Source organism: Streptomyces sp. NPDC001507 (assembly GCF_042894765.1).
In the GTDB taxonomy this organism is placed as follows: domain Bacteria; phylum Actinomycetota; class Actinomycetes; order Streptomycetales; family Streptomycetaceae; genus Streptomyces.
In genome coordinates, this window is sequence record NZ_JBIAVV010000016.1 from 269,516 (window position 1) to 289,377 (window position 19,862).

A 19,862-nucleotide genomic window follows, 5' to 3' on the forward strand; every position below is an offset into this window, starting at 1 on the left:
ACGCCCCCGCGCGGCGGTGCTGCGGTTTGGCCCGCGGGGGCGGCCGGGGGGCGGTTGCCGGCGGGCACGGCGGGGGGCGCCGCCCCCCCCCCCCCCGCCCGCCCCGCCCCCCCCTCCGCATGCCCCGTCGGGCGTCCTCACCCCACGGCGACGGCCGGCAGGTCGTCCGGCAGCAGGGTCACCAGGTCCTCCGTCGTCGGCTCGACCAGTTCGACGACCCGCTGCGCGTGCCGTTCCGTCATGCGCTGGAAGATCTGGCGGGCGGTGCGGCCGTTGCCGAAGCGGTCGTCGCGGACGAGCGCGCCGAAGTAGGCGAGCAGGGCCTCGCGGGTGTCCCGCGGCAGCACGTACTCGTGCTTGGCGGCGTGGAACTCGACGATGCGGCCCAGTTCCTCGCTCCCGTAGTCGTCGAACATCAGGGTGCGGGTGAAGCGGGAGGCCAGGCCGGGGTTGATGTCGACGAAGCGTTCCATCTCGTCGGGGTAGCCGGCCACGATGACGACGATGTCGTCGCGGTGGTCCTCCATGAGTTTGACCAGGGTGGCGATGGCCTCACGGCCGTAGTCGTTGCCCTGTCCGGCGGGGGTGAGCGCGTACGCCTCGTCGATGAACAGGACGCCACCGAGGGCCCGTTTGAAGACGGCCGTGGTCTTGGGGGCGGTGTGCCCGACGTACTCGCCGACCAGGGACGCCCGGTCGGCCTCGACCAGGTGGCCGCGGGAGAGCAGGCCGAGCGCGGCGAGGACCCGGCTGTACAGGCGGGCCACCGTCGTCTTGCCGGTGCCCGGGTTGCCGGCGAAGACCAGGTGGCGGCTGAGCGGTGGGGCGGCGAGGCCGGCCTCGGTACGTTGGCGGACCAGCTGCATGACCTTGACCATGGTGCTGACGTCCTGTTTGACGCTCTCCAGGCCGATCAGGTCGTCGAGTTCGGCCAGGACCTCGGAGAGGCTCTCGGCGCGGGTCTGCCGGGTTCCGGTGCTCTTGGCGTCCGCCGTCCCGGGGCCGGTGGCCGGCCCGCCCGGTGCCACCGCGAGCGCTCCGGAGCCGCCCGGCGCGGGCAGCGGGTCACCGCCGAGCGCCTCCTCGGGCATGGTGCTGATCTTCACGTCGTCGACGCGGCAGCGCTCGATCGTCGGGTCGGCGCCCTCGGCGAGTTTGAGGTCCTCGTCGGTGTCGTGGATGCGGCAGCCGCGCAGGAGCGGTGTCGCGGCGCTGCCGACGTAGACGGCCGGGAAGCCGGTGGCGCTGATGTCGCAGTCCTCGAAGCGGCCGGCGGCGTTGTCGGCGATGTAGAGGCCGTTCTTCGCGGTGCCGGTGACCGTGGTGCCGCGTACCCGGGGCGTGGCCTTCGCCTGGACGACGAGGCCGGTGCCCTTGGTGTCGGTGACGGAGCAGTCGGTGAGCCAGGCGGCGGCGCCCTCGCGGACGAAGACGCCGGCCGCGCCGGTACCGGTGACGCGGGTGTCGACGACGAGCGCGGCGGTGCCGGCGCCGATGTCGATGCCGACGCCGGAGCAGGAACTGATCGAGCAGTCGTCGACGAGCGGACGGTGTTCGGTGCGCAGGCCGATGCCGGTGGCGGACTTGGTGATCCGGCAGCCGCGGGCGGACAGGTCGCCGCCGTCGACCTCGACACCGCACAGCCCGGTGTCGTCGATCTTCGTGTCGGTGAGGGTCAGCAGGGCCTGGTCCACGCTGCGCAGACCGTGTTCCGGGGTGCCCTGGACCCGGCTGTCACGGACCGTCACCCGGCTGCCGGCCCCGGCGTGGACCCCGGTGTAGGCGGAGACGGTGACGGCGCAGTCGGTGAGGGTGAGGCGGGCGGTGTCGCAGGCGTAGACGCCGTTGGCGCCGGAGCGGGTGAAGGCCCCGCCGCGTACCTCCACCTGTGCCTCACCGCCGGCCGCGAGGCCGGAGCCCGTGGTGTCGGTCGTCGTGGTGTCGTGCAGCCGGAGCCGGGCGGCGCCGGTGGCGACGACGCCGGCCGCGCGGATGTCGCTGACCCTGCAGTCGGCGAGGGAGGCGACGGCACGGCCGGTGACGTGCACGCCGTCGCGGCCGGTGCGGGCGATCTCGCAGCCGCGCAGTGCGACCCCGAACTCGCCCCCGGCGGTAGGCCCTTCACCGGCCCTGTCGTCGTCGGGGGCGGCGTCGGCCCCGGCGTCGCCGGTGATGACGACTCCCCCCGCCTCGCTGTCCCCGATCCGGCAGGTGCGCAGCACGGGCCGGGCGTTGTCGTCGACGGCGACGGCCGCGGCGCCGGTGTGGGTGACGGCGCACAGCTCCAGGGCGGCGCGGGCCGTGCCGGTGACGCGGATGCCGTGGCCGCCGGTGCGGGTCACCGACACCCGGGTGAGAGTGGGGGCCGCGCCGTGGTCGACCAGGATGCCGACGGCGTCCACGTCGCTGATGCCGGTGTTCTCCACCACGGCCCGGCTGTCGCCGCCGAGGTGGAGCCCGATGTCCCCGGTGTGGTGCAGTTCGCAGTCCCGCAGGACGGGCTCGGCGGTGCCGGTGACCTGGACGCCGCCGCCGGTGATCTCGCAGCCGCTGATCTCGACCGCGCCGGAGGTGACCAGGACGGCCGGTTCCGTGCTCCGGCCTTCGAGGACCAGGCCCTGCACCCGGCCGCCGGGGCTCTGCACGGTGAGCGCGGGCCCGTGGGCGCCGGCGACGAGCCGTACCGTGCCGCGGCCCTTCTCGGCGGCGAGGGTGATGTCCCGGTCCAGGACGACGCTCTCGGTGTAGGTGCCGGGCTGGACGGAGATCACGGCGCCCTCGGGGGCCTCGCGGACGGCGGCGACGATCGTCTTGTACGTGCCCCAGCCGCGTGGGGCGACACGCAGTCCGGCGCTCATGTCGAGGTGCAGGTCAGCCGCAGCTGGGCGGCGGCGACATGGACGCCCTCGGCCGCGTCGGCGCGCTCCGCCCCGGCGTCCACGAGCCTGACGGTGACCCGGCCCGTCCGCACGGTGAAGACGGGCGACGTGTACCAGCGACCCTGGCGGTTCCTGCCGGTCTGGTCGACGAGGAAGCCGCCGAGCGCCTTGGGCTCCTTGTCCGCGCCGGCGCCGGCACTGACGGCGGTGCCGGCCGTGTAGTCGTCGTCGTAGTAGTAGAAGTACGCGGGCGAGCCGCCGACCCGGGTGCGGGAGGAGTTGGTGGGCACGTAGCTGGAGACCCGGCAGGACGCGACCGTGAAGTGGGAGCTGAAGTCGTACTTCCACAGCGCGTAGCGGGAGGCGCTGTAGCCGTCCGCCTTGCCGGAGACCGGCATGGACAGGTAGCCGCCGGCGCAGGCCTCACCGGTGTAACCGCCGCTGTCCGACTGGGTCCAGGCGGTGGTGCCGTCGGCGTCGGTGCCCGTGGAGTAGCCGTAGGCGGCGAAGCCGGTCGAACCGTCGCTGCTCGCCGCGCAGTCAGGGCCGGCGATGGCCTTCCAGGTCTGTCCCGCGCTCTGGCCGCCGGCCTGGTAGGGCGTGGCGTCCGGGCTGGGGGCGATGGGTTCGACCTCGCTGGGCAGGGCGAAGGCCGGGCCGCCGAGCGCGCCGTACACCAGCGCCCCGAGGGCGACGGCCAGGAGCGTGGAGACGCTCACCACGAGCATCCGCTTGCCGGTCCGGCCGCGCGGGTCCTCCGGCCGTACGGATTCGGCGAATGCGGAGGAGAACTCACGCCAGTCCTCTTCAATCATGCGGGAAAGCACCCCTCATTACTGAGTGTCGGAATAGTCCTGGGAATGGGAAAGGAAAAAAGAAAGGGTCGGCGGGGCGAACAGCCGCGGTACGGGCGCACGGCCGGGCTACTCGGCCGCAGGGCACCCGACTTGAGTTACGTAGTGGGTCACGGGCGGGTTCACGTGTTTTCTCTCACGAGGTCGAGGGCGGGGATGGGGGCTGACGCGGGGGCTACGTTCGTACTCAGGAACTCACCGGAACCGATGAATGGCAGGAGCGCAATGTCCCCCCAGATTGCTCAGATCGCAGTCGTCGAGCAGCACAGTCTGGTGCGCCTGGGTCTGGAGACCCTGCTCTCCGGCAGCGCGCTGTTGCGGGTGGTCGCGTTGGCCGCCGATCCCGCGGAGTTGCCGGAACCCGCCGTGGAGCACCTGGACGTCATCGTCTACGGCGCTCCGCCGCAGCCCGGGCCCTCGCTGGCCAGAACCGTGGCCGCGCTCACGGAGTGCGCACGGGTGCTGGTGGTCGCCGACCTCGCGGGCTGGCAGCCGGTGACCGACGCGCTGCGGGCCGGTGCCTACGGCTGTGTCGGCAAGCAGGCCGGCGAACAGGAGCTGCTGCGCGCGGTGGAGACGGTCGCGCTGGGCGGCCTGCATGTGGCGCCCGGTCTCGCCGGCCGGCTCCACCACGAGCTGCGGCAGCCCGCAGGCACCCCGGCCCCCGCTCTCGCGCACCGGGAGCGGGAGGCGCTGAAGCTGCTGGCCACGGGGCTGACGCACGGCCAGATCGCCCGTCGGATGGGGCTGACGGAGGCCACGGTCAGCACCTACGTGAAGCGGATCAGGAACAAGCTGAACGTCCGCAACAAGGCCGACCTCACCCGGAAGGCGATCGAGCTCGGCCTGCTCCAGGACGAGGAGTTCCGCAGTCCCGCGCTGGCGGCCTGACATGGCGTCCCGCCCTTCCCCTCGTGGCCGCCGGCCCGCACAGTCAGCCGTGCGGGCCGGCGGCCACTGGCATGTGATGCCCGGTCAGATGTGGTGTCCCAGGCCGACGAGCGCACCGAACGCCCCGAACATCGCCACCGCCAGTGCGACACTGCCGCCGGCCAGGACCGAGCCGAAGCCGGCCAGCCAGCGGGGCCTGGCCATCGCGGGCAGGTCCGGGCGGCGCATCAGGCGCCGGAAGCCGTAGACCAGGAGCACGGCCGCGACCAGGGCGCTGCACACGGGGCCCACCCAGGTCGCCGAGCCGAACCGTTCGGGTCCGGTGGCCAGCAGGGTGAAGAGCCCGGCCGTACCGGCCGCCAGCAGCGGCACCACCTCGGCGACCAGCCGGGCCGACCCGGCGCGCAGCAGGCCCGCGAGCCCGAGCAGCCCGGCCGCGAGGTTGGCGTAGAGGGAGCTGGAGGCCGCCAGAACCACCAGGGCGCCGCCGAGCACCACGCTCAGGGCGCCGCTCCAGGTGGCCAGCAGGACAGTGGCGGAGCGGACGGCGGCGGCGACCTCGTCGTCGCGCGGCTCCTCCTGCACCCGCATCCTGACCCGCCGCCAGGTGAAGGCCACGGTCCCGCTCACGGCCGACGGTACGACGGTCAGCAGGGCGAACGCGGCCACGGCGGCGACCGAGGCCGCCTGGACGCCGTCCGCCCGCAGGGCCGCGAGGCCCACGCCGAGCACCGCCGCGACGGCGGCCGTGAACAGGGTCGCGGAGGTGGTCACCGCCGGGGCCGCCACGGCGGCGAGGAAGGCGCCCAGCAGCGCGCCCAGGGCGAGGGCCGCCACGGCCAGCCCGGCCGGGGTCATGACCCCTCCCAGTCCGAGTTGCCGGACGCCCTGGCCCAGCGCGGCGGACCAGGCGCCCAGGGCCAGCGCGGGCACCGCGCACAGGGCCATCGTCATCCGCAGCGCCGCTGGGACGGGCCAGGTGCGCTCCGCCGCGACCCAGGCAGCCACGGGCAGGGCGAGCCCGGCGGCGAGCCCGAGGTCGAGGAGGACGCCCGCGCCCGGCCGGTGCCGGACGGCGAGCACGAACAGCGTGGCGACCAGCCAGCCGAGAGCGAGCGCGGTCAGGGTGTACGTCCGGGAACGGGCGTCCCAACGGCGGTCCAGGGCGCCGCCGGAGACGTCGGCGACCCGCTCGGCGACGTCGTGCACGACCGGGTCGTCCAGCTCGTCGGCCGTGGCGTCGCGCAGGTAGAGGACCTGGCCGTCGGTGACGCCCAGCTCCGAGAGCGACCACTCGGGGGCGAAGGCACTCCCGGTCGCCGCGCCCAGGGTCCAGGCCGCCGGCATGATGTCGGACTCCTGCTGGTCGCACAGGCGCGCCAGGGTGTCGGCATAGCTCACGATCGGGGCACCGGCGGGGACCGCGAGGTCCACCCTCCGGCGCTCGCCGACGACGGTGATACGGCAGTGCTCATCCACGATGACGATTCCTCAGGGGATGCGGGGGCGTTCCGCCACAGGGCGACGGGTCAGTGGTGCTGCCAGGTACGGCCGTTGGACCACTCGGCCTCGGCGTAGTTGTTCCAGTTGACGTGCATCGCGTGGGCGATCTCGCCGAGCACGCCGTCCGGACCGAAGAGACCGTGCGCGGCGTAGGTCCACTCCGCTTCCAGGCCCTCGAAGTACTGCTGTGCGTCACCGGTCCAGTCGCCGCCGCCGAGGACCGGCTGGAGCTGCCTGTTGAGGCTGGCCAGTTCGTCCGCGATGGCTTGGGCCTTGTCGTTGATGACCTTGCCCGCGTCGGCGAGTTCCGGCCTGACCACGAGGTTCGCGCCGTCGACATTTCCTGCCATGATCACTCCCTGATGCTCTGGGTGCTGTGCCGGGGTGTCAGCCGAGGTTGGCGTTGGAGAGGCCGGCCTCGATGGTGTTGATCGAGTTGATGTTCTGCTGCTCGGCGTCGCTGTAGTTGACGTAGTTGCCGCGCAGGCCGCCGGCGATGTCGGTGAGCGCGTCGTGGAGCATGCGGGAGTAGATGTCGTACTCCTGCATGAGGGCCTGGAAGGTGGTCTGGGCGATGCCCTGCCAGGAGTCCTCCAGGCCGGTCACGTAGTTCTTGAGGTCCGTCAGCTGGCCCTGGATCTCGGCCGCCTTGCTGTCGCACGACGCCGCGGCCTCCGAGATGTACTCCGGTGTCACCTTGAAGTCGGTCACCGTACTGCTCCTCTCCGGGTGGCGTAATACCGGCCTGGTAAGCGTCGCAGCGGCGTACGGGAGGCGGACAGACCCCCATTCCGGTGTCCCCGAGGCCGGCGGCCGGTGTCCCGGTGCGGGCCGCAATCCCGGGCATGACGAAAGTCCCCTGCGGCGCAGGGGACTTCATGTGCCGTCAGGGCGGCTCTAGGGGCCCTCTCCCACCGGGCCCGCGCACCGCTCCGGCCAGCCACCGCCGGTGCTCTGGGCCGCGCGGCCGCGGAGTGCCTCGTCCAGGCCGGCGAGTGCGGCCCGGTCCGCCTCGCCGAGTTCGGCGTGTGCGTCCTGGCCCGGTTCGGACCCGGGTGCCCCGCCCGAGGCGGGCAGTTCGCGCAGCAGGACGACCGGGGAGGGGCCGCTGCGCCGTACGTCGAGGATCATGAACGGGGTGCCGGGGGCGAACACCACTTCCGGGGTTTCCTCGGGTCGTTCGGGGTCGGCGAACAGCGGCCGGGCGAGCCGGCCGGTCACCGACCAGACGGCGTAGCGCGGACCGCGCGGCCAGCCCGGTCCCGCTCCGCCGGCGCCCGCCCGCACCCCGCCGAGCGGGGCCCGATCCCTCAGTACGGTGCCGGGCCGCAGCGGGTCGGTCTCCGGGTCCGTCGCCTCCGGCAGCGCGGAGCCCGCGCCGCGCAGGACCGCGCCCCGGTGCGTCGGCAGCCGGCGCAGCGCCGACACCAGGCAGGCGGCGAAGGGCAGGAGCCGGTCGTCGCGCCCGTGGCAGGCCGCGGCCAGCGCACGGTGGTCGAGCAGGCCGCCCGCGTCGTCGAGGTAGAGCCGGAGGGCGGTCAGGTCGGCCTCGGCCGCCTCCCGTTCCGCGCCGGTCAGCGCCGGCAGCCGGGTGAGGGCACGGGCGACGGCGGGCGCGTGCCGTTCCCAGGCCGGACCGGCGAGCAGCCGCAGCGCCGTGTGCTCCACGGGGCTGCTGCGGTGGCCCGCGCGGAAGGAGGAGGTGCGGGCGGATACCAGGCCGTCCGGGCCCGGCGGGACCGGCTGGGCGGTCCGGCCGGCCGCGGAGCCGGCGGCCGTCGTGGGGCGCCGGCTCAGGTACTCCCATGCCTCGTCGAGATCAGGTCCGGCGGGCGGGTCGGGTGCGAGCGGCTCCCGGGGGGCCGTGACCTCCTGCCGTCCGCGGATCAGGTGCTCCCAGGCCCCGGCGAGGTCGGGCGCCGCCACCGGGTCGGCCGAGGTGCGGGGTACGAGGGCGGCCGTCGGAGCGGGCGGTTCGTCCGGGTCCGCGGCGGCGCGCGGCTCGTCCGGTTGCGCCGCGGTCGGCGGTACGGCCAGGTCCGACGGGGCGGGGCGTACGGCGGGTTCGGCTCCGGCAGCCGGCGCCTGCGGGTGGCGGACGGCCTCCGGGGCGCCGGGAACGGTGGTCGCGGCGGACCCGGTGCGCAGGCCGTACCGGGTCGTCAGATCGCGGAGCCGGGGGGCGTCGGCCGGGGAGGTGCCGTACACCTGGAGCGTGGCGGTCGCCCGTACCTGCGGCGGCAGGCAGGTGAGGAGGCGGTCCAGCGCGGGCCACAACGAGTCGTCCGTCCGCGCGCCCGGGGCGCCCGCCTCGATGACGGGTCCGTCCGGGCCCACCGGGAGCCCGGCACCGGAGCGCACCGCACCGGGTTCGCCGACCCACAGTCCGGCCCGGGTCCCCGTCACCTGCCAGCGGTCGGTGAGGAGGACAGAACCGTCGTCCGAGGTCCCCTGCGCGCCGGGCAGCGGTGCCGCACAGCCGAGCAGGCGGGGCGCGGGAGTTCCCGCGACGCCGGCCGGCCGGCATTCGGCGGCGTTGACGAACGGCAGCCAGCCGGGGGCACCGTCCGCGCCCGGCACGACGGAGCGGACACCTCGGGCACCCGCGACAGTGCTGTCGGTGAGCAGCGGCAGCCCGGTCGCCACCACCACCGCCGCGCCGAGCCGGTCGGCCACCTGCTGGGCGAGCGCCAGCAGGTCCCAGGGGCCGCCGGGCGCCAGCCGGACGCTGTCGCGCACCGGACCGGGCAGCGCGGACAGCACGTCGGCGACGGCGTCCGCCGGTACCTCCTCCCCCGGCTGGCCGCCCACCACCACGGTGAGCCGGCGGGGATCCACCGGGACGGTGTGGAAGAGGTCGCCGGGAACGGAACCGGCCGACCGCGCGGGCCGCAGGTACAGGCCGGCGGGGATCTGCTCGCTCACGTACCCGCCGGTCGTCCGGGCGGGAACCTGGTCGAGGGCGGCCTGCCACACGGGGCGCGGGCAGCGCGTGCCGAGCGGCACCGGCGTCATGCCCGGCGCGAACCCCAGCCAGCCGCCGCGGCCGCCGGGGCCGTCGGGTGCGTACAGCGAGCCGCCGGGCACCAGGTGGAGTCCGGCGGCGGGGGCCTCCACCGTGATGCCCCAGTTGTCGGAGATCCGGCGCGCGGGCGCCAGGTGTCCCGGGCGTTCCCCGCCCGCCCCCGGCATGGCGAGGCGCACCGCGGTGTGACCGGACGCGCGGAGCGAGTCGAGGAGCGTGCTCAGGCGGGGCCAGAAGTCCGGCTCCGCCGTCGTCGCCGCGTCGGACAGCAGCGTGAGCGTGGGGTCGCCCGACCAGCGCAGCACCCGGACCAGGTCGTCGACCTCTCCCGCGGGTGCCCGGGCGGCGGAACGGAGCACGACCAGGCCGTCGTACTGCTCGGCCTGGATCCGTACCGTCGTGTCAACCGCGGTGGTCCTGCCGGTGGTTGTCTCTGCCATCCGCGCTCGCTTTCGGGTCGGTGTCTCGCTGCGGCGCGGCCGGCGGGCCCGTCACGGCCGGGTGACCGGTCGGGCCCGCCGGGCGGGGAACGGGAATGTCCCCGGCGCGGCGCGGCGTGGTGTTCGGATCCTCGTCAGCGCCGGCCCGCCACGGCCGAGCAGGCGGTGGGGGCCGCGGCCTCGATGTCCTCGCCGACGACCGGGGGCCGCACGGTGCGGGTCCCGCCGGCCCCGGACGGTACGGGCGGCACCGCGGCGACGAGTTCCCGCGCCGCCGCAGACCGCCGCGCACGCGGGACGGCGACGGGCGTGGCCGGGACCGCGGGCGCGACAGGGACGGTCGGGGCGGCCACGGGTCCCGTGGCGGGCGAAGCAGGTCCCGGCCGTGAGGCCGTACGAGCGGCGGCACCGGCAGAAGCCGCCGCGGGCCCGGCGGCGGCCGCCGCGCCCGCGACGGCGACCACCCGCGGCCTGCCGGCATCGGCCCGGACAGCCGCCGCCGGCAGGTCCTGGTTCGCGGTCGCCGGGGACCCTCCGGGGCCGGACGCGACGGAGGCGACGGAGGCGACGGGCGCAATGGCCGGTGCGGGCCCAACGACCGCTGCAGGCGCCGTCGGAGCAGGCACCGGTACCGGCACTGCGGACGGCAGCTCCGGCGCGGGCGCGACGGCGTGGGCGGTGTCGAGCTGGTCGCGGTAGCGTTCGGCGGCCCGCAGCCAGCGGCCGTCGGGGCCCGGCAGCTTCTGCCGCAGGGCGATGATCGACGGCGCGATGCGCAGGGCGAGCGCGATGTCGCCGGTGTCCCGCCAGCACGCGTCCGCGTTGGCGGCGGCCTGCTCGGCGTCGACGCTGTCCAGGCCCGAGGTCACCAGCAGGCTGAACGCGACGCGCCGGTAGAGGTCGGCCGCGAGCGCGTTGTGCCCGGCCAGCCGCATCACGTGGGCCCTGATCTGACGGATCTGCAGGGCCGTGGGGTGCTCGGAGCCATGGGCGGTGAACGCCTCTCGTTCGAGGGCCGTGGCGAGGGCCGTGGCGTCGTCGTACCGGCCCGCGTTGGCGGCCTGGACGATGCCGCCGATCCGGTCGCGGTAGAGGGTGAAGCCGTCCGGCGCCGGGGTGTCCCCGTCGGCGGGCGCGGGCGGTTCCGCGCCGACGGGCTCGGGCAGGGCTTCCGGATCGGCGCCGGCGGTCGGGGGCCACGGCATCCGGACTCCGTGCTGTACGGCGAGCCGGCGCAGCATGCGGCTCTCCTCGGCCGAGCGGCCGGGCGCGTGCAGGACGGTGTACTCGCGGGCCTCGGGATCGAGATAGTCGAGGACGTGGGACAGGGCGGTCCAGCAGGACTCGTCGAGCGGCTCGTCCGACGGGCCGATCTCGACGGCGAGCTGGTCGGCGAGCACGGGGCGGCCGGTGACCGGCAGGGGTTGGCCGGCGGGCCCCAGGGCGAGGCCCGACCGGGTCATGGTGACCTGCCACCGCTCCGACAGCCGGACCACGCCGGCGTCCTGGGGCTGGGCGTCGGGCACCGGCGAACGCCAGCGCAGCAGCCGGGGAGCGGCGGCCTCCGTACCCTCGTCGGAGCTGCCGGAACCGCCGGAGCTGCCGGGGTGGCACATCACCGCTTCGACGTAGGGTCGCCAGGTCGGCCGGCCGGTGATGTCGACGAGGACGGGCCCGGCGGCGAGGTCTCCGTCGTCCGGTGTCGCGGCGCGGACCGCGAGCGGCGGCCCGGTGAGCACCTCGACCTCGATGTCCAGCGCGCCGGTGACCTCCTGGACGACGGGCAGCAGGTCGCCCTCGGCACCCGGCGCCACGCGGATCCGGTCGCGTACGGCCGCCGGCAGCGCGGCGAGCAGCGCGGCCAGGTCGTCGGCGGGGATCCGGGCGCCGCCGCCTCGGCCGGGCACGCCGACGAGCACGGTGGGGTGGGCGGGGTCGACGGGCACCGCGTAGCACAGGTCGCCGGGGACGGGCGGCGGCGTTCCGGGCGGCTGGAGCAGTACACCGGCGGGGACGGGGCGAACGGCGTGTCCGGCGGTGGTGTGCTCGGGCAGCGCCGCGAAGGCGGTCTGCCAGCCGGGGGCGGGGTGACGTGCGCCCAGCGGCGTGGGCTCCGTGCCCGGCTGGAAGAGCTGCCAGCCGCCGGACGGTTCGGGCGCGTCCGGGACGAAGAGGGTTCCGCCGGGGACGAGCAGTGCGTTGCCCTCGGGCGCGATCACCCCCAGCCCCCAGGTGTCGGCGATCCGCTGGGCCAGGGCCGGCCGGTCCGGGGTGCCGCTTCCCGCGCCGGACACCACCAGGCGGACGGTCGTCGTGCCGTTGCCCCGGAGCGCGTCGAGGACGTCCCCCAGCCGGGTCCACAGCCCGGGCGGAACCGGGCCGTCGACTCCGACGACGACGGTGGCGACGGTCCGTCCCCCTTCGGCGCCCAGGGAGCGGGCGAGTTCCGCCGCGTCCTGCGGGCCGGGGACGGCCTGTTCGGTGGCGCGCAGCAGGGTCAGCCCGTCGTACTCGTCGACGAGGACGGTCGTGTCGGGCTCTCCCGGCGCGCTGCCGGGCTGCTCGCCCCGGCCTGGTGCCAGGCGCGTGAAGAGGGTCCCCCAGCGGGACATGAACTGCTCCTTCCGTGACGGCGTGCCCTTCCCGGACGTACCGGATGTACGTCGGTGCGCGGCTTCCGTCGCTCGGTCCACCGGCTCCGGCCTCACCTACAGCTACGGACGGCCGACAAGATCGGTTCGCCGCGGGTGCCGGTGGCCTCGGTCACCCGAGCGGGCCGGGCCGCTCCGTCGGGCCGGGCGGGCAGGGGGCGGCCGGGGAGAGGTGTTCGTGCACGGCGAGCCAGCGGCCGTCCGCGGTACGGCGGAAGACGATGGTCTCCCGCTCGTGGAGGGTCGCGGTGCCGGCGCGCGTCGAGACGTCCGTCGCCACGGTGTGGGTGAACACCGCGGTGTCCTCCCAGAGTTGGACCCTGTGGTCGGAGGACAGGCACTTCAGCACCCGGAAGTCGTCGTCGGCCGCCCAGCGGGCCCGGACGCGCCGGTACTCGGCGACGGACTCGATGCGCCGGTCGGTGGTGTGGAAGACGAAGGTCGCGTCGGCGGCGAAGGCGGCGAAGTAGTCGTCCAGGCGCTCCTCGGCGAAGGCGGCCACGAGGTCGCCGGCGGCCTGCAGCACCTGCTGTTCTGCCTGATCCTGCTGCACCTGCTGTTCCTGATCGTCATTCATGCGGGTTGTTCCCCTTCGGTGGTTTGGGGTGGTTTCGGGTGGTGGTGTGGTGTCCATGGCCGCCTGCGCGGGATCCCTGCGCCGCTACACACTGACGAGCAACAGCGCCCCGGCCCCCAGGAAGAGGCCGAGGGCCTGATGGGCCGTCACGCGTTCGCCGTCGAGGACCAGCGCGAGGACGACGGTGGCCGCCGGGTAGAGCGACACGATCGTCCCGACCACGCTCAGCAGCCCCTGGTCCGCGGCGAACAGACAGAAGGCGAAGGCCGCCGTGTCGAGGACACCCGACAGCACGACGGGCAGCCAGGGCAGAGCCGTGCCGTCGGTCCGCGGCCGTCCGCGCAGGGCGCCGGGCGCCACGCACACGATGGAGACCGCGCGGGCGCCGGCCAGCGGCCACAGGCCGGCCTCCGGCCCCGGATGCGAGATGAGGACGAGCTGGAGTCCGAGCGCCGCGCCCGTGGCGAGGGCCAGCAGCAGGGTGCGCAGCGCGACGGTGGTCCGCCGGACCCGCCCCACCAGGCTGACCAGGGCGATCGACAGCAGCGCGCAGCAGACGCCGCAGAGCGCGATCGGCCCGGGAGCCGACTGGAGGGCCAGCCCCACGGCGAGGGGTACGACGGCCGCCGTGACCGCCGTGACCGGGGCGACGAGCACGATCCCCTCGGCCGCCAGCGTGCGGTAGAGCAGCACCAGGCCCAGCACTCCGAAGGCACCGGCCGCGCACCCCCAGGCGAGGGCCGTCAGGTCGGGTCCGGGTCCGGCGGTCGCCGCCAGCCAGCCGGCGAGCACCGGGAGGGACAGCACCTGGGAGAGGAGGACGACCCGCCCGGCGGGCATGGCACGCGACGCGCGGGCGCCGCAGTAGTCCGCGGCTCCCCACCCCACCGCCGCGACCGTGGCCAGCAGTGTGGTGATCATCAGGCACCCGGCCGGTTCAGCAGGACGTCCCGTCTGGCGTCGGCCAGATGGCGTGCGGCCTCCCGGGGCGTGCACGCCGCGTCCTCGGCGAGCTGCAGGGTCTCGGTCACCAGCGTGCGCAGGGCCGTCCGCACCTTGGCCAGGGAGGCCGCCGGGTCGGGGGCGACGTCGCCGTAGAGCACCCACCACCACCAGGCGTTGGTCCCGGAGTTGGCGACGACGTCCGGTACGACGAGGCAGCCGCGCCGCAGCAGTCGTTCCTCCGCGTCCGCAGTCACGGGGAGGTTCGCCGCCTCGACGACGTACCGGGCGGCGATCCGGTCCTGGTTGGCGCCGTGGATGCTGTAGGAGGTCGCGGCCGGGACCACGACGTCGGCTTCGAGCGCCAGGCAGGCGTCGCGTTCGAGGAGGACGTCGTCGGGGCGGAGCCGGCCACGGTCGACGGTGCCGTGCGGCCGCCGGTGGCGCAGCATGTCCTCCACGGCGAGGCCACGCGGGTTGGCGACGGTGCCGTGGACGTCGGAGACGCCGACCACCCGGACGCCCGCCGCCTGCAGGTACCGTGCCGTGGCGCCGCCCATGGCCCCGAAGCCCTGGACGGCTGCGGTGGCGGACGACCGCGGGATCCCGTCCCGGTCCAGGACCGTGAGGGCGGCCTCCGCGACCCCGCAGCCACCGACGAGTTCGGCGAGACCGATACCGCCGACCGCTACCGCGAACGCCTCAGCAAAACGTCTCCGCGCGGCCGCGGGGTCGTCGAGGGTGCGCACGACCGGGGCGATGCAGCCGTCCACCCCCAGCTCGCCCAGCACCTCCTCGATGAGTTCCGTGGTGGTGCCGAGATCGTCGCCGGTCGCCCAGTTGTTCGCCACGTAGGGCCGGATGAACGCGAGGAACCGGGAGAGCACACCGCGTGCCTCGCTGCTGAGCGGGTCGCAGTCGATGCCACCCTTTGCGCCGCCCATCGGCAGGTAGCGGCCCGCGGGGTCGTAGTGCAGCGCCTCCTTCACGCTCATCGCGGCCGCCAGCTCCCTGACCTCCTCGTAGCGGCAGCCCTCGCGCATGCGCAGGCCACCGCTGGCGAGGCCCCGGACGAGCCGGTCGACGACGAGGAAGCCCTGGCGCCCCGTGACGGGGTCGGTCCAGGTGAGTGCTGCTTCGGGAGGCCGGGGGGCGGCGGCACCGGTACGGACCGCGGGCATGGCGAGAAGACCGCTGTTCACGGCGATGGGCTCCTAGCGAAAGCCGATGAGGACGGGCCACGGAGCGCACCGGTGGTAGCCGGCGACGGCAGGCAGCGGCCGTCGCCAATGGCGGCCGACGACCGTCGGAAAGCGGCCACCCGCGCGCGCTCCGACGGTAGTCCGGGCCATGGATCTCCGGGCAGTTCCCCGTTCCGGGGGCCTGCCGGGTCCCTTATCGGGGACCGCCGCCCACCCTCGGACGCCACCCGCGTGCCGGTGCCGCCCGCCTCCGCTACCCCGTCAGCCGAGCGCCGCCATGAAGTCCGTGCAGGCCACGGCGCACGCCCGGCAGGCGGCAGCGCTGGACTCGGCGCCCGGACGGGCGTCGAAGGCTCGCGCGCAGTCGAGGCAGACCGTACGGCACCACTCCAGCTGGACGCGCAGGCCGTCCTCGTCCCGGCCGGTCTCCTCGATCAGTGCCCGGCAGGTGGCGTCGCACACCTCGGCGCACATGATGCCGGTGCGGCGCAACCGGTCCGCCTCGGCGTCGGCGGCCCCGCCGGGATTCAGTATCCCCGCACGCAGCGCGCACATCCGGGCGCACTCCGTGCAGGCCTGCGCGCATGCGAACCGGTCTTCCAGGAACCGGTACAGGTCCTGCTGAGAAGACGTCCAAGTCATGCGGCCCGGGTAACCAGCACGCGGCGCGGGCAAACGCCATGCGGCGCCGGCCTCGGCTCAGTTCTGTTCGGCGCGGACGATCACGACCGGGCAGGTGGCGTGCTGGGACACCTGCTGGCTGACGGAGCCGAGCAGCGCGCGGGCGAACCCGCCCCGGCCGCGGCTGCCGACGACGAGGGCCTCGGCGCCCTCCGCGGCCCGCAGCAGGACGTCGGTGGTGTTGCCGTGCACCAGGTGGGAGCGGACCGAGCCCGCCGCGTCCGCGCCGAGCACGTCGGTCAGCTCCTGCCGCATCCGGTCCCGGGCCTCCTCCGCGTCGACGTCCATGTCCACGGCGGGCCCCGACCACCCGTACAGTCCCGGCAGCTCCCACACGGCGACCGCCTCGACGACACCGCCGACGAAGCCGGCGTACCGCAGCGCCCAGCGCAGAGCCGCGTACGAGGACGGCGATCCGTCGACGCCGACCACGACCCGCCGCTCGGTGACATCCCCGTCCATGCGCTCCACCTCTCCTCGGGCCCTCCTCGGACTCTCCTCGGGCGTCCGGCAGGCCCCTCCTCCACGCTGCGCGACGGACGGCCGCACCGCCAGAGAAGTGCGGCCGGCGGCATGACACGGTCCGTTCGCCGCCGTGCGGGCGCGGGGCGGTGAATTGCGGATCGGTGAGCCCTGGTGGCGTGGGCGTTCCCGTGGTGTGCTGGAGGTGACGGGAAGGACCCCCAGTGACGCGGGGAAGCGGTCGGCCACGGCCGCGCACCGCGCAATCAGGATCCGCGAGAAGCGGATGGCGTCCTTCCCGCCCTCTCGTGGTCGGCGGGATCCCAGGAGGCGACCATGCACGACAGCCCGCGCACCGTCGGCGACGTGATGACCCGCGACCCCGTGGCCGTGGACCGCGACGCCCCCTTCAAGGACGTCGTCACGCTCATGGACCGGCGGAAGGTGAGCACCCTGCCCGTGCTGGAGGGCGGGGGGCGGGTGGTCGGCGTCGTGTCCGAGGCCGACCTGGCCAGGGCCCGCGGGGTGACCGCCGGGGAGCTGATGAACGCGCCCGCGGTGACCGTGCACGCCGACGCCACCGTGGCGGAGGCGGCTCGGGTCATGGCCCGGCGCGGGGTCAAGCGGCTGCCCGTCGTCGACGGTACGGGCGTCCTCACGGGCATCGTCAGCCGTGCGGACCTGCTGAAGGTGTTCCTGCGTGCGGACGAGGAACTGACCGAGGAGGTGCGCCGGGAGGTCGTCGACCGCCTGTTCCCGCTCTCCGCCGACCACATCAGGGTCGAGGTCACCGAGGGTGTGGTCACCCTGACCGGCTGGATCGACAGCCCGGAACCGGCACCGGTCGCCGAACGCCTGACCCGCGCCGTGGAAGGCGTGGTCGACGTCCGCTGCCGCCTCTGCCCGGTCTCGGTACGCGACGATCCGCACTGACGCGAGGCCGGCTCCTCCCTGGTCCCTTCGGGCCCCTTCTGACCCGTTCCGGTCCCTTCGCGCCGCCGCGCTGTCGCCCGCTGTGTACGATTGACTACCGATTGCGTCCGGTTCATGCCGTTCTGGGCGGGGTATCCCTTTGCTATGAGTACGGAACCGATGCAGCTGGCCGCTCCCAGCGGCCTACTGAGTCTCGCGCTCTTCGTGGTGGCCGTGGCCGTGCTGGCGATGCTCGCCGGGGGCTTCTGGCTGGGCAACCGGGTCAAGTACCGCGAGTCGCCCCGGCCGCGTCCCGAGGAGCAGCCGAAGCTGCCACCGGAGGGTGCTGTGCACGAGATCCGGGAGAACCGCGAGTCGGAGGAGATCCCGCTGATGCCCAAGGGCGGACGCCCGCTCACCCCGTACGAACTCAGCAACCAGCAGACCAGGCCGAGCACGTCGAAGGACCGGCCACGCTGGAGCAAGGGCTCCAGCGGCTCGTTCGGCGGCGGCGGGCTCGGCGCCCACTGACACCTGACACAGTCCCTAGACAGCCCCATTCTGGACAGTCCCGCTCTGGACAGACCCGCGGCCCGCGTCGAGGCGACCGACGTGGGCCACGTTCCCGAGGTCCTCGGCGTCCTGGCTCGGCGTGGCCGCGAACCAGGCGTCGAGGATCTCCTTGAGCACCGGCTGCGAGGTCAGCCGGAGCCCGAGGGCGAGGACGTTGGCGTCGTTCCAGCGGCGGGCGCCGTCCGCGGTGTAGGCGTCGGCGCACAGGGCCGCGCGGACACCGGGCACCTTGTTGGCGGCGATCGAGGCGCCGGTGCCGGTCCAGCAGCACACCACGGCCTGGTCGGCGGTGCCGGCGGCGACGTCGCGGGCGGCCGCCTCCGAGCAGACGGCCCACTGCGGGTCGGCCCCGGCTGCCAGCGCGCCGTACGCGCGCACGTCGTGACCGCGGCGGCGCAGCTCTTCGACGAGGAACCGGGCGACGGGTTCGTCCATGTCGGAGGAGACGGAGATCCGCATGTCCCGGAGCCTAGCCGCTCACGGGCGGCGGTGCGGTGTCCGTGCGGGCCTCGATCGCGGTGAGGACCGAGGACATGTCGAGGCGGGCGTTGCCCAGCCGCACGCTCTCGCCGTAGAGCTCGCTGCTGAGGTCGAGCATGGGGGTGGCGATCCCGGCCGCGCGGGCCGCGTCGGCGATGAGCCGGGTGTTGGCGTAGGCGTCGGCGGTGGCGGCCTGCACGGTGAAGTCGTGGGCCGCGAGCATCGGGACCTTGACCCGGGTGATGCCGCTGCCCAGCTGGCCGGAGTCGACGACGGCGCGGAAGGTCTCCAGGTCCAGGCCCTGCCGCTGGGCGAAGTGGACGGCCTCGGCCAGTGCCGCGAGGGTGGTGTCCAGGTAGAGGTTGACGGCCAGTTTCATGAGGACACCGGACCCTGCCGGGCCGCAGTGGACGCTCTCCCGGCACATCGGGGCGAGCAGCGGCCGTACCTCCGCCACCGCGTCCGGGTCGCCGCCGAGCATCGCGACCAGTTCGCCCGCCTCGGCCGGCTTGCGCGACCCGGAGACGGGCGCCTCGACGAAGCGGCCGCCGGCGGCCTCGATGTCGGCGGCGAGTCCGCGCGCGTACTCGGGTGACGTCGAGCCCGTCGACACGACGGCCCGGCCGGCGACCAGTTTGGCGAAATCCGGTCCGCCCCGCCCGAGGACGGCGTCCGTCACCGTCTCGTCGACGAGCATGACGAACACGACACGGGCGCGGGCGAAGACCTCCTCGGCGCTCGCCGCCACCCGCGCCCCGGCCGCCCGCAACGGTTCCGCCCGCTCCGGCGTCCGGTTCCACACGACGAGCGGGGTGCCGGCCCGGGCGAGGTTGAGCGCCATGGGCTGACCCATCACCCCGAGCCCGACGAAGCCGCAGACCGGGGCACCGGCGCTGCCTGTCGCTTGTGTCATCGTCACAACTCCCGGTCGTCGTGCGGTGGGTGCGGATCACCGGCACCTGACGGTGCCTGGTGCGGCTGCCGTCAGCGGTCGGCGGCGGGGTCGGAGACGTTCGCGGTGAGCAGGCGCAGCAACTGTTTGGCCGTGGCGTCCTGTTCGGGCGTCAGGCCCATGGCGTCGCCGATGGCGACCGGGACGGAGCGGGCGCGGTCCCGGAGCCGGGCGCCGTCCGCGGTCAGCCGGATGGTGACGGACCGCTCGTCGTCGGGGCGCCGTTCCCGGGTGACCAGGCCGTTCGCCTCCAGGCGCTTCAGCAGCGGGGAGAGCGTGCTCGACTCCAGTTGCAGCGCGGCGCCCAGTTCGCGCACGGACACCGAGTCCTGGTCCCACAGGACGAGCATCACCAGGTACTGCGGATAGGTCAGCCCCAGCTCGTCCAGGAGTGGGCGGTAGCGCGCGGTCACCGCACGGGAGGCGGCGTACAGCGCGAAGCAGAGTTGGTCGTCGAGGAGCAGCGAGCCCTCGGCCGGCTCGGCGGCGATGCGGTCCACGGGGCGGCTCCTGGTTCCTGCGGCGTTCTGGCCCGTCACCACCTTAGCTTTCCGGTCCCCTCGACCCCATGGAGCCCGAGCTCTTCGCATCCGATGACATCGGGCACCAACAGATCGACCCAAAATAAGTAGCGCACGACTTAATCGCGCGCTACTCTCTTTCTCGTGCCGCCGCCCCGGTGAACATCGCCGGCCACCCTTGCGCGCGGCACCCGATACCGAGGAGGCCGTCATGACCGACGCCACGCCCGTCACTCCGGTTCTCGAACCCGCCGCCCAGGCCTTCGTCGAGGCCACCGCCAACCCGCCCTACCTCTTCGACCTCGCTCCCGCCGAGG

18 protein-coding genes and 1 pseudogene are annotated in these 19,862 nt (G+C 74.6%); 4 read left to right on the forward strand and 15 right to left on the reverse strand.

What is annotated here, in order from left to right:
* Positions 1-137 precede the first annotated feature (137 nt).
* Positions 138-2,858 carry a right-handed parallel beta-helix repeat-containing protein gene (locus ACFY0K_RS41855; protein WP_390644307.1) on the reverse strand — a complete coding sequence of 907 codons (2,721 nt, stop codon included), beginning with the start codon at positions 2,856-2,858 and terminating at the stop codon, positions 138-140.
* A complete protein-coding gene (locus ACFY0K_RS41860) occupies positions 2,855-3,694 on the reverse strand; it encodes a hypothetical protein (RefSeq protein WP_351956404.1) in 840 nt (279 codons plus the stop codon). The genes ACFY0K_RS41855 and ACFY0K_RS41860 overlap by 4 nt, the downstream gene beginning before the upstream one ends.
* A 264-nt stretch (positions 3,695-3,958) precedes the next feature.
* On the opposite strand from ACFY0K_RS41860, the gene ACFY0K_RS41865 reads away from it, so the two are divergent.
* Complete coding sequence (locus ACFY0K_RS41865) at positions 3,959-4,624, forward strand: LuxR C-terminal-related transcriptional regulator (protein ID WP_390644308.1); 666 nt, start codon at positions 3,959-3,961, stop codon at positions 4,622-4,624.
* Between the two features lie 84 nt (positions 4,625-4,708).
* On the opposite strand, the gene ACFY0K_RS41870 is transcribed toward ACFY0K_RS41865, so the two are convergent.
* The 10 genes from ACFY0K_RS41870 to ACFY0K_RS41915 all read right to left on the reverse strand — a co-directional run bounded on the left by ACFY0K_RS41870 (position 4,709) and on the right by ACFY0K_RS41915 (position 16,107).
* A complete protein-coding gene (locus ACFY0K_RS41870; RefSeq protein ID WP_390644309.1) occupies positions 4,709-6,103 on the reverse strand; it encodes an EsaB/YukD family protein in 1,395 nt (464 codons plus the stop codon).
* Between the two features lie 50 nt (positions 6,104-6,153).
* Positions 6,154-6,477 (reverse strand): WXG100 family type VII secretion target, encoded by a 324-nt coding sequence (locus ACFY0K_RS41875; protein WP_351956401.1) that lies wholly within the window; start codon positions 6,475-6,477, stop codon positions 6,154-6,156.
* 37 nt (positions 6,478-6,514) lie between these two features.
* A complete protein-coding gene (locus ACFY0K_RS41880) occupies positions 6,515-6,838 on the reverse strand; it encodes a WXG100 family type VII secretion target (protein ID WP_351956400.1) in 324 nt (107 codons plus the stop codon).
* 186 nt (positions 6,839-7,024) lie between these two features.
* Positions 7,025-9,592 carry a hypothetical protein gene (locus tag ACFY0K_RS41885; protein ID WP_390644310.1) on the reverse strand — a complete coding sequence of 856 codons (2,568 nt, stop codon included), beginning with the start codon at positions 9,590-9,592 and terminating at the stop codon, positions 7,025-7,027.
* 134 nt (positions 9,593-9,726) lie between these two features.
* Positions 9,727-12,204 (reverse strand): hypothetical protein, encoded by a 2,478-nt coding sequence (locus tag ACFY0K_RS41890; protein ID WP_390644311.1) that lies wholly within the window; start codon positions 12,202-12,204, stop codon positions 9,727-9,729.
* Positions 12,205-12,355: 151 nt separating this feature from the next.
* Positions 12,356-12,820, reverse strand: coding sequence for a YybH family protein (locus ACFY0K_RS41895; RefSeq protein ID WP_390644312.1), 465 nt, complete (start codon positions 12,818-12,820; stop codon positions 12,356-12,358).
* An 84-nt stretch (positions 12,821-12,904) separates the two neighbouring features.
* Positions 12,905-13,741 (reverse strand): EamA family transporter, encoded by an 837-nt coding sequence (locus tag ACFY0K_RS41900; RefSeq protein WP_390644313.1) that lies wholly within the window; start codon positions 13,739-13,741, stop codon positions 12,905-12,907.
* Entirely contained in the window at positions 13,741-14,943 is a 1,203-nt protein-coding gene (locus ACFY0K_RS41905) for a Glu/Leu/Phe/Val dehydrogenase dimerization domain-containing protein (protein WP_390644325.1), read from the reverse strand. The genes ACFY0K_RS41900 and ACFY0K_RS41905 overlap by 1 nt, the downstream gene beginning before the upstream one ends.
* A gap of 282 nt (positions 14,944-15,225) precedes the next feature.
* Positions 15,226-15,606, reverse strand: coding sequence for a ferredoxin (locus ACFY0K_RS41910; RefSeq protein ID WP_390644314.1), 381 nt, complete (start codon positions 15,604-15,606; stop codon positions 15,226-15,228).
* Between the two features lie 57 nt (positions 15,607-15,663).
* Positions 15,664-16,107: a universal stress protein gene (locus ACFY0K_RS41915; protein WP_352358330.1), complete on the reverse strand. Its 444-nt coding sequence runs from the start codon at positions 16,105-16,107 to the stop codon at positions 15,664-15,666.
* Positions 16,108-16,443: 336 nt separating this feature from the next.
* Between ACFY0K_RS41915 and ACFY0K_RS41920 the strand changes: the two genes are divergently transcribed.
* Both ACFY0K_RS41920 and ACFY0K_RS41925 read left to right on the forward strand, forming a co-directional pair.
* Complete coding sequence (locus tag ACFY0K_RS41920) at positions 16,444-17,040, forward strand: CBS domain-containing protein (RefSeq protein ID WP_390644315.1); 597 nt, start codon at positions 16,444-16,446, stop codon at positions 17,038-17,040.
* A 144-nt stretch (positions 17,041-17,184) separates the two neighbouring features.
* The gene (locus ACFY0K_RS41925; RefSeq protein WP_351956391.1) at positions 17,185-17,550 is read left to right on the forward strand and encodes a DUF6479 family protein; all 366 of its coding nucleotides are present in this window, start codon (positions 17,185-17,187) and stop codon (positions 17,548-17,550) included.
* A 15-nt stretch (positions 17,551-17,565) separates the two neighbouring features.
* On the opposite strand, the gene ACFY0K_RS41930 is transcribed toward ACFY0K_RS41925, so the two are convergent.
* The 3 genes from ACFY0K_RS41930 to ACFY0K_RS41940 form a co-directional block, all read right to left on the reverse strand.
* Positions 17,566-18,051 carry an RpiB/LacA/LacB family sugar-phosphate isomerase gene (locus ACFY0K_RS41930; protein ID WP_390644316.1) on the reverse strand — a complete coding sequence of 162 codons (486 nt, stop codon included), beginning with the start codon at positions 18,049-18,051 and terminating at the stop codon, positions 17,566-17,568.
* 10 nt (positions 18,052-18,061) lie between these two features.
* A complete protein-coding gene (locus tag ACFY0K_RS41935) occupies positions 18,062-18,985 on the reverse strand; it encodes an NAD(P)-dependent oxidoreductase (RefSeq protein WP_390644317.1) in 924 nt (307 codons plus the stop codon).
* Positions 18,986-19,056: 71 nt separating this feature from the next.
* Positions 19,057-19,524 (reverse strand): MarR family winged helix-turn-helix transcriptional regulator, encoded by a 468-nt coding sequence (locus tag ACFY0K_RS41940; protein WP_390644318.1) that lies wholly within the window; start codon positions 19,522-19,524, stop codon positions 19,057-19,059.
* A gap of 232 nt (positions 19,525-19,756) precedes the next feature.
* Between ACFY0K_RS41940 and ACFY0K_RS41945 the strand changes: the two are divergent.
* Positions 19,757-19,862 (forward strand): annotated as a pseudogene (locus ACFY0K_RS41945) (esterase); the annotation flags it as partial.

What these genes read in the sequence shown, in the direction of transcription:
- ACFY0K_RS41855 (WP_390644307.1), bottom strand. Translation starts at nt 2,858, where the DNA reads ATGAGCGCCGGACTGCGTGTCGCCCCACGCGGCTGGGGCACGTACAAG.
- ACFY0K_RS41860 (WP_351956404.1), bottom strand. Translation starts at nt 3,694, where the DNA reads ATGATTGAAGAGGACTGGCGTGAGTTCTCCTCCGCATTCGCCGAATCC.
- ACFY0K_RS41865 (WP_390644308.1), top strand. Translation starts at nt 3,959, where the DNA reads ATGTCCCCCCAGATTGCTCAGATCGCAGTCGTCGAGCAGCACAGTCTG.
- ACFY0K_RS41875 (WP_351956401.1), bottom strand. Translation starts at nt 6,477, where the DNA reads ATGGCAGGAAATGTCGACGGCGCGAACCTCGTGGTCAGGCCGGAACTC.
- ACFY0K_RS41885 (WP_390644310.1), bottom strand. Translation starts at nt 9,592, where the DNA reads ATGGCAGAGACAACCACCGGCAGGACCACCGCGGTTGACACGACGGTA.
- ACFY0K_RS41890 (WP_390644311.1), bottom strand. Translation starts at nt 12,204, where the DNA reads ATGTCCCGCTGGGGGACCCTCTTCACGCGCCTGGCACCAGGCCGGGGC.
- ACFY0K_RS41895 (WP_390644312.1), bottom strand. Translation starts at nt 12,820, where the DNA reads ATGAATGACGATCAGGAACAGCAGGTGCAGCAGGATCAGGCAGAACAG.
- ACFY0K_RS41900 (WP_390644313.1), bottom strand. Translation starts at nt 13,741, where the DNA reads ATGATCACCACACTGCTGGCCACGGTCGCGGCGGTGGGGTGGGGAGCC.
- ACFY0K_RS41905 (WP_390644325.1), bottom strand. Translation starts at nt 14,943, where the DNA reads ATGCCCGCGGTCCGTACCGGTGCCGCCGCCCCCCGGCCTCCCGAAGCA.
- ACFY0K_RS41910 (WP_390644314.1), bottom strand. Translation starts at nt 15,606, where the DNA reads ATGACTTGGACGTCTTCTCAGCAGGACCTGTACCGGTTCCTGGAAGAC.
- ACFY0K_RS41915 (WP_352358330.1), bottom strand. Translation starts at nt 16,107, where the DNA reads ATGGACGGGGATGTCACCGAGCGGCGGGTCGTGGTCGGCGTCGACGGA.
- ACFY0K_RS41920 (WP_390644315.1), top strand. Translation starts at nt 16,444, where the DNA reads ATGCACGACAGCCCGCGCACCGTCGGCGACGTGATGACCCGCGACCCC.
- ACFY0K_RS41925 (WP_351956391.1), top strand. Translation starts at nt 17,185, where the DNA reads ATGAGTACGGAACCGATGCAGCTGGCCGCTCCCAGCGGCCTACTGAGT.
- ACFY0K_RS41930 (WP_390644316.1), bottom strand. Translation starts at nt 18,051, where the DNA reads ATGCGGATCTCCGTCTCCTCCGACATGGACGAACCCGTCGCCCGGTTC.
- ACFY0K_RS41935 (WP_390644317.1), bottom strand. Translation starts at nt 18,985, where the DNA reads ATGACACAAGCGACAGGCAGCGCCGGTGCCCCGGTCTGCGGCTTCGTC.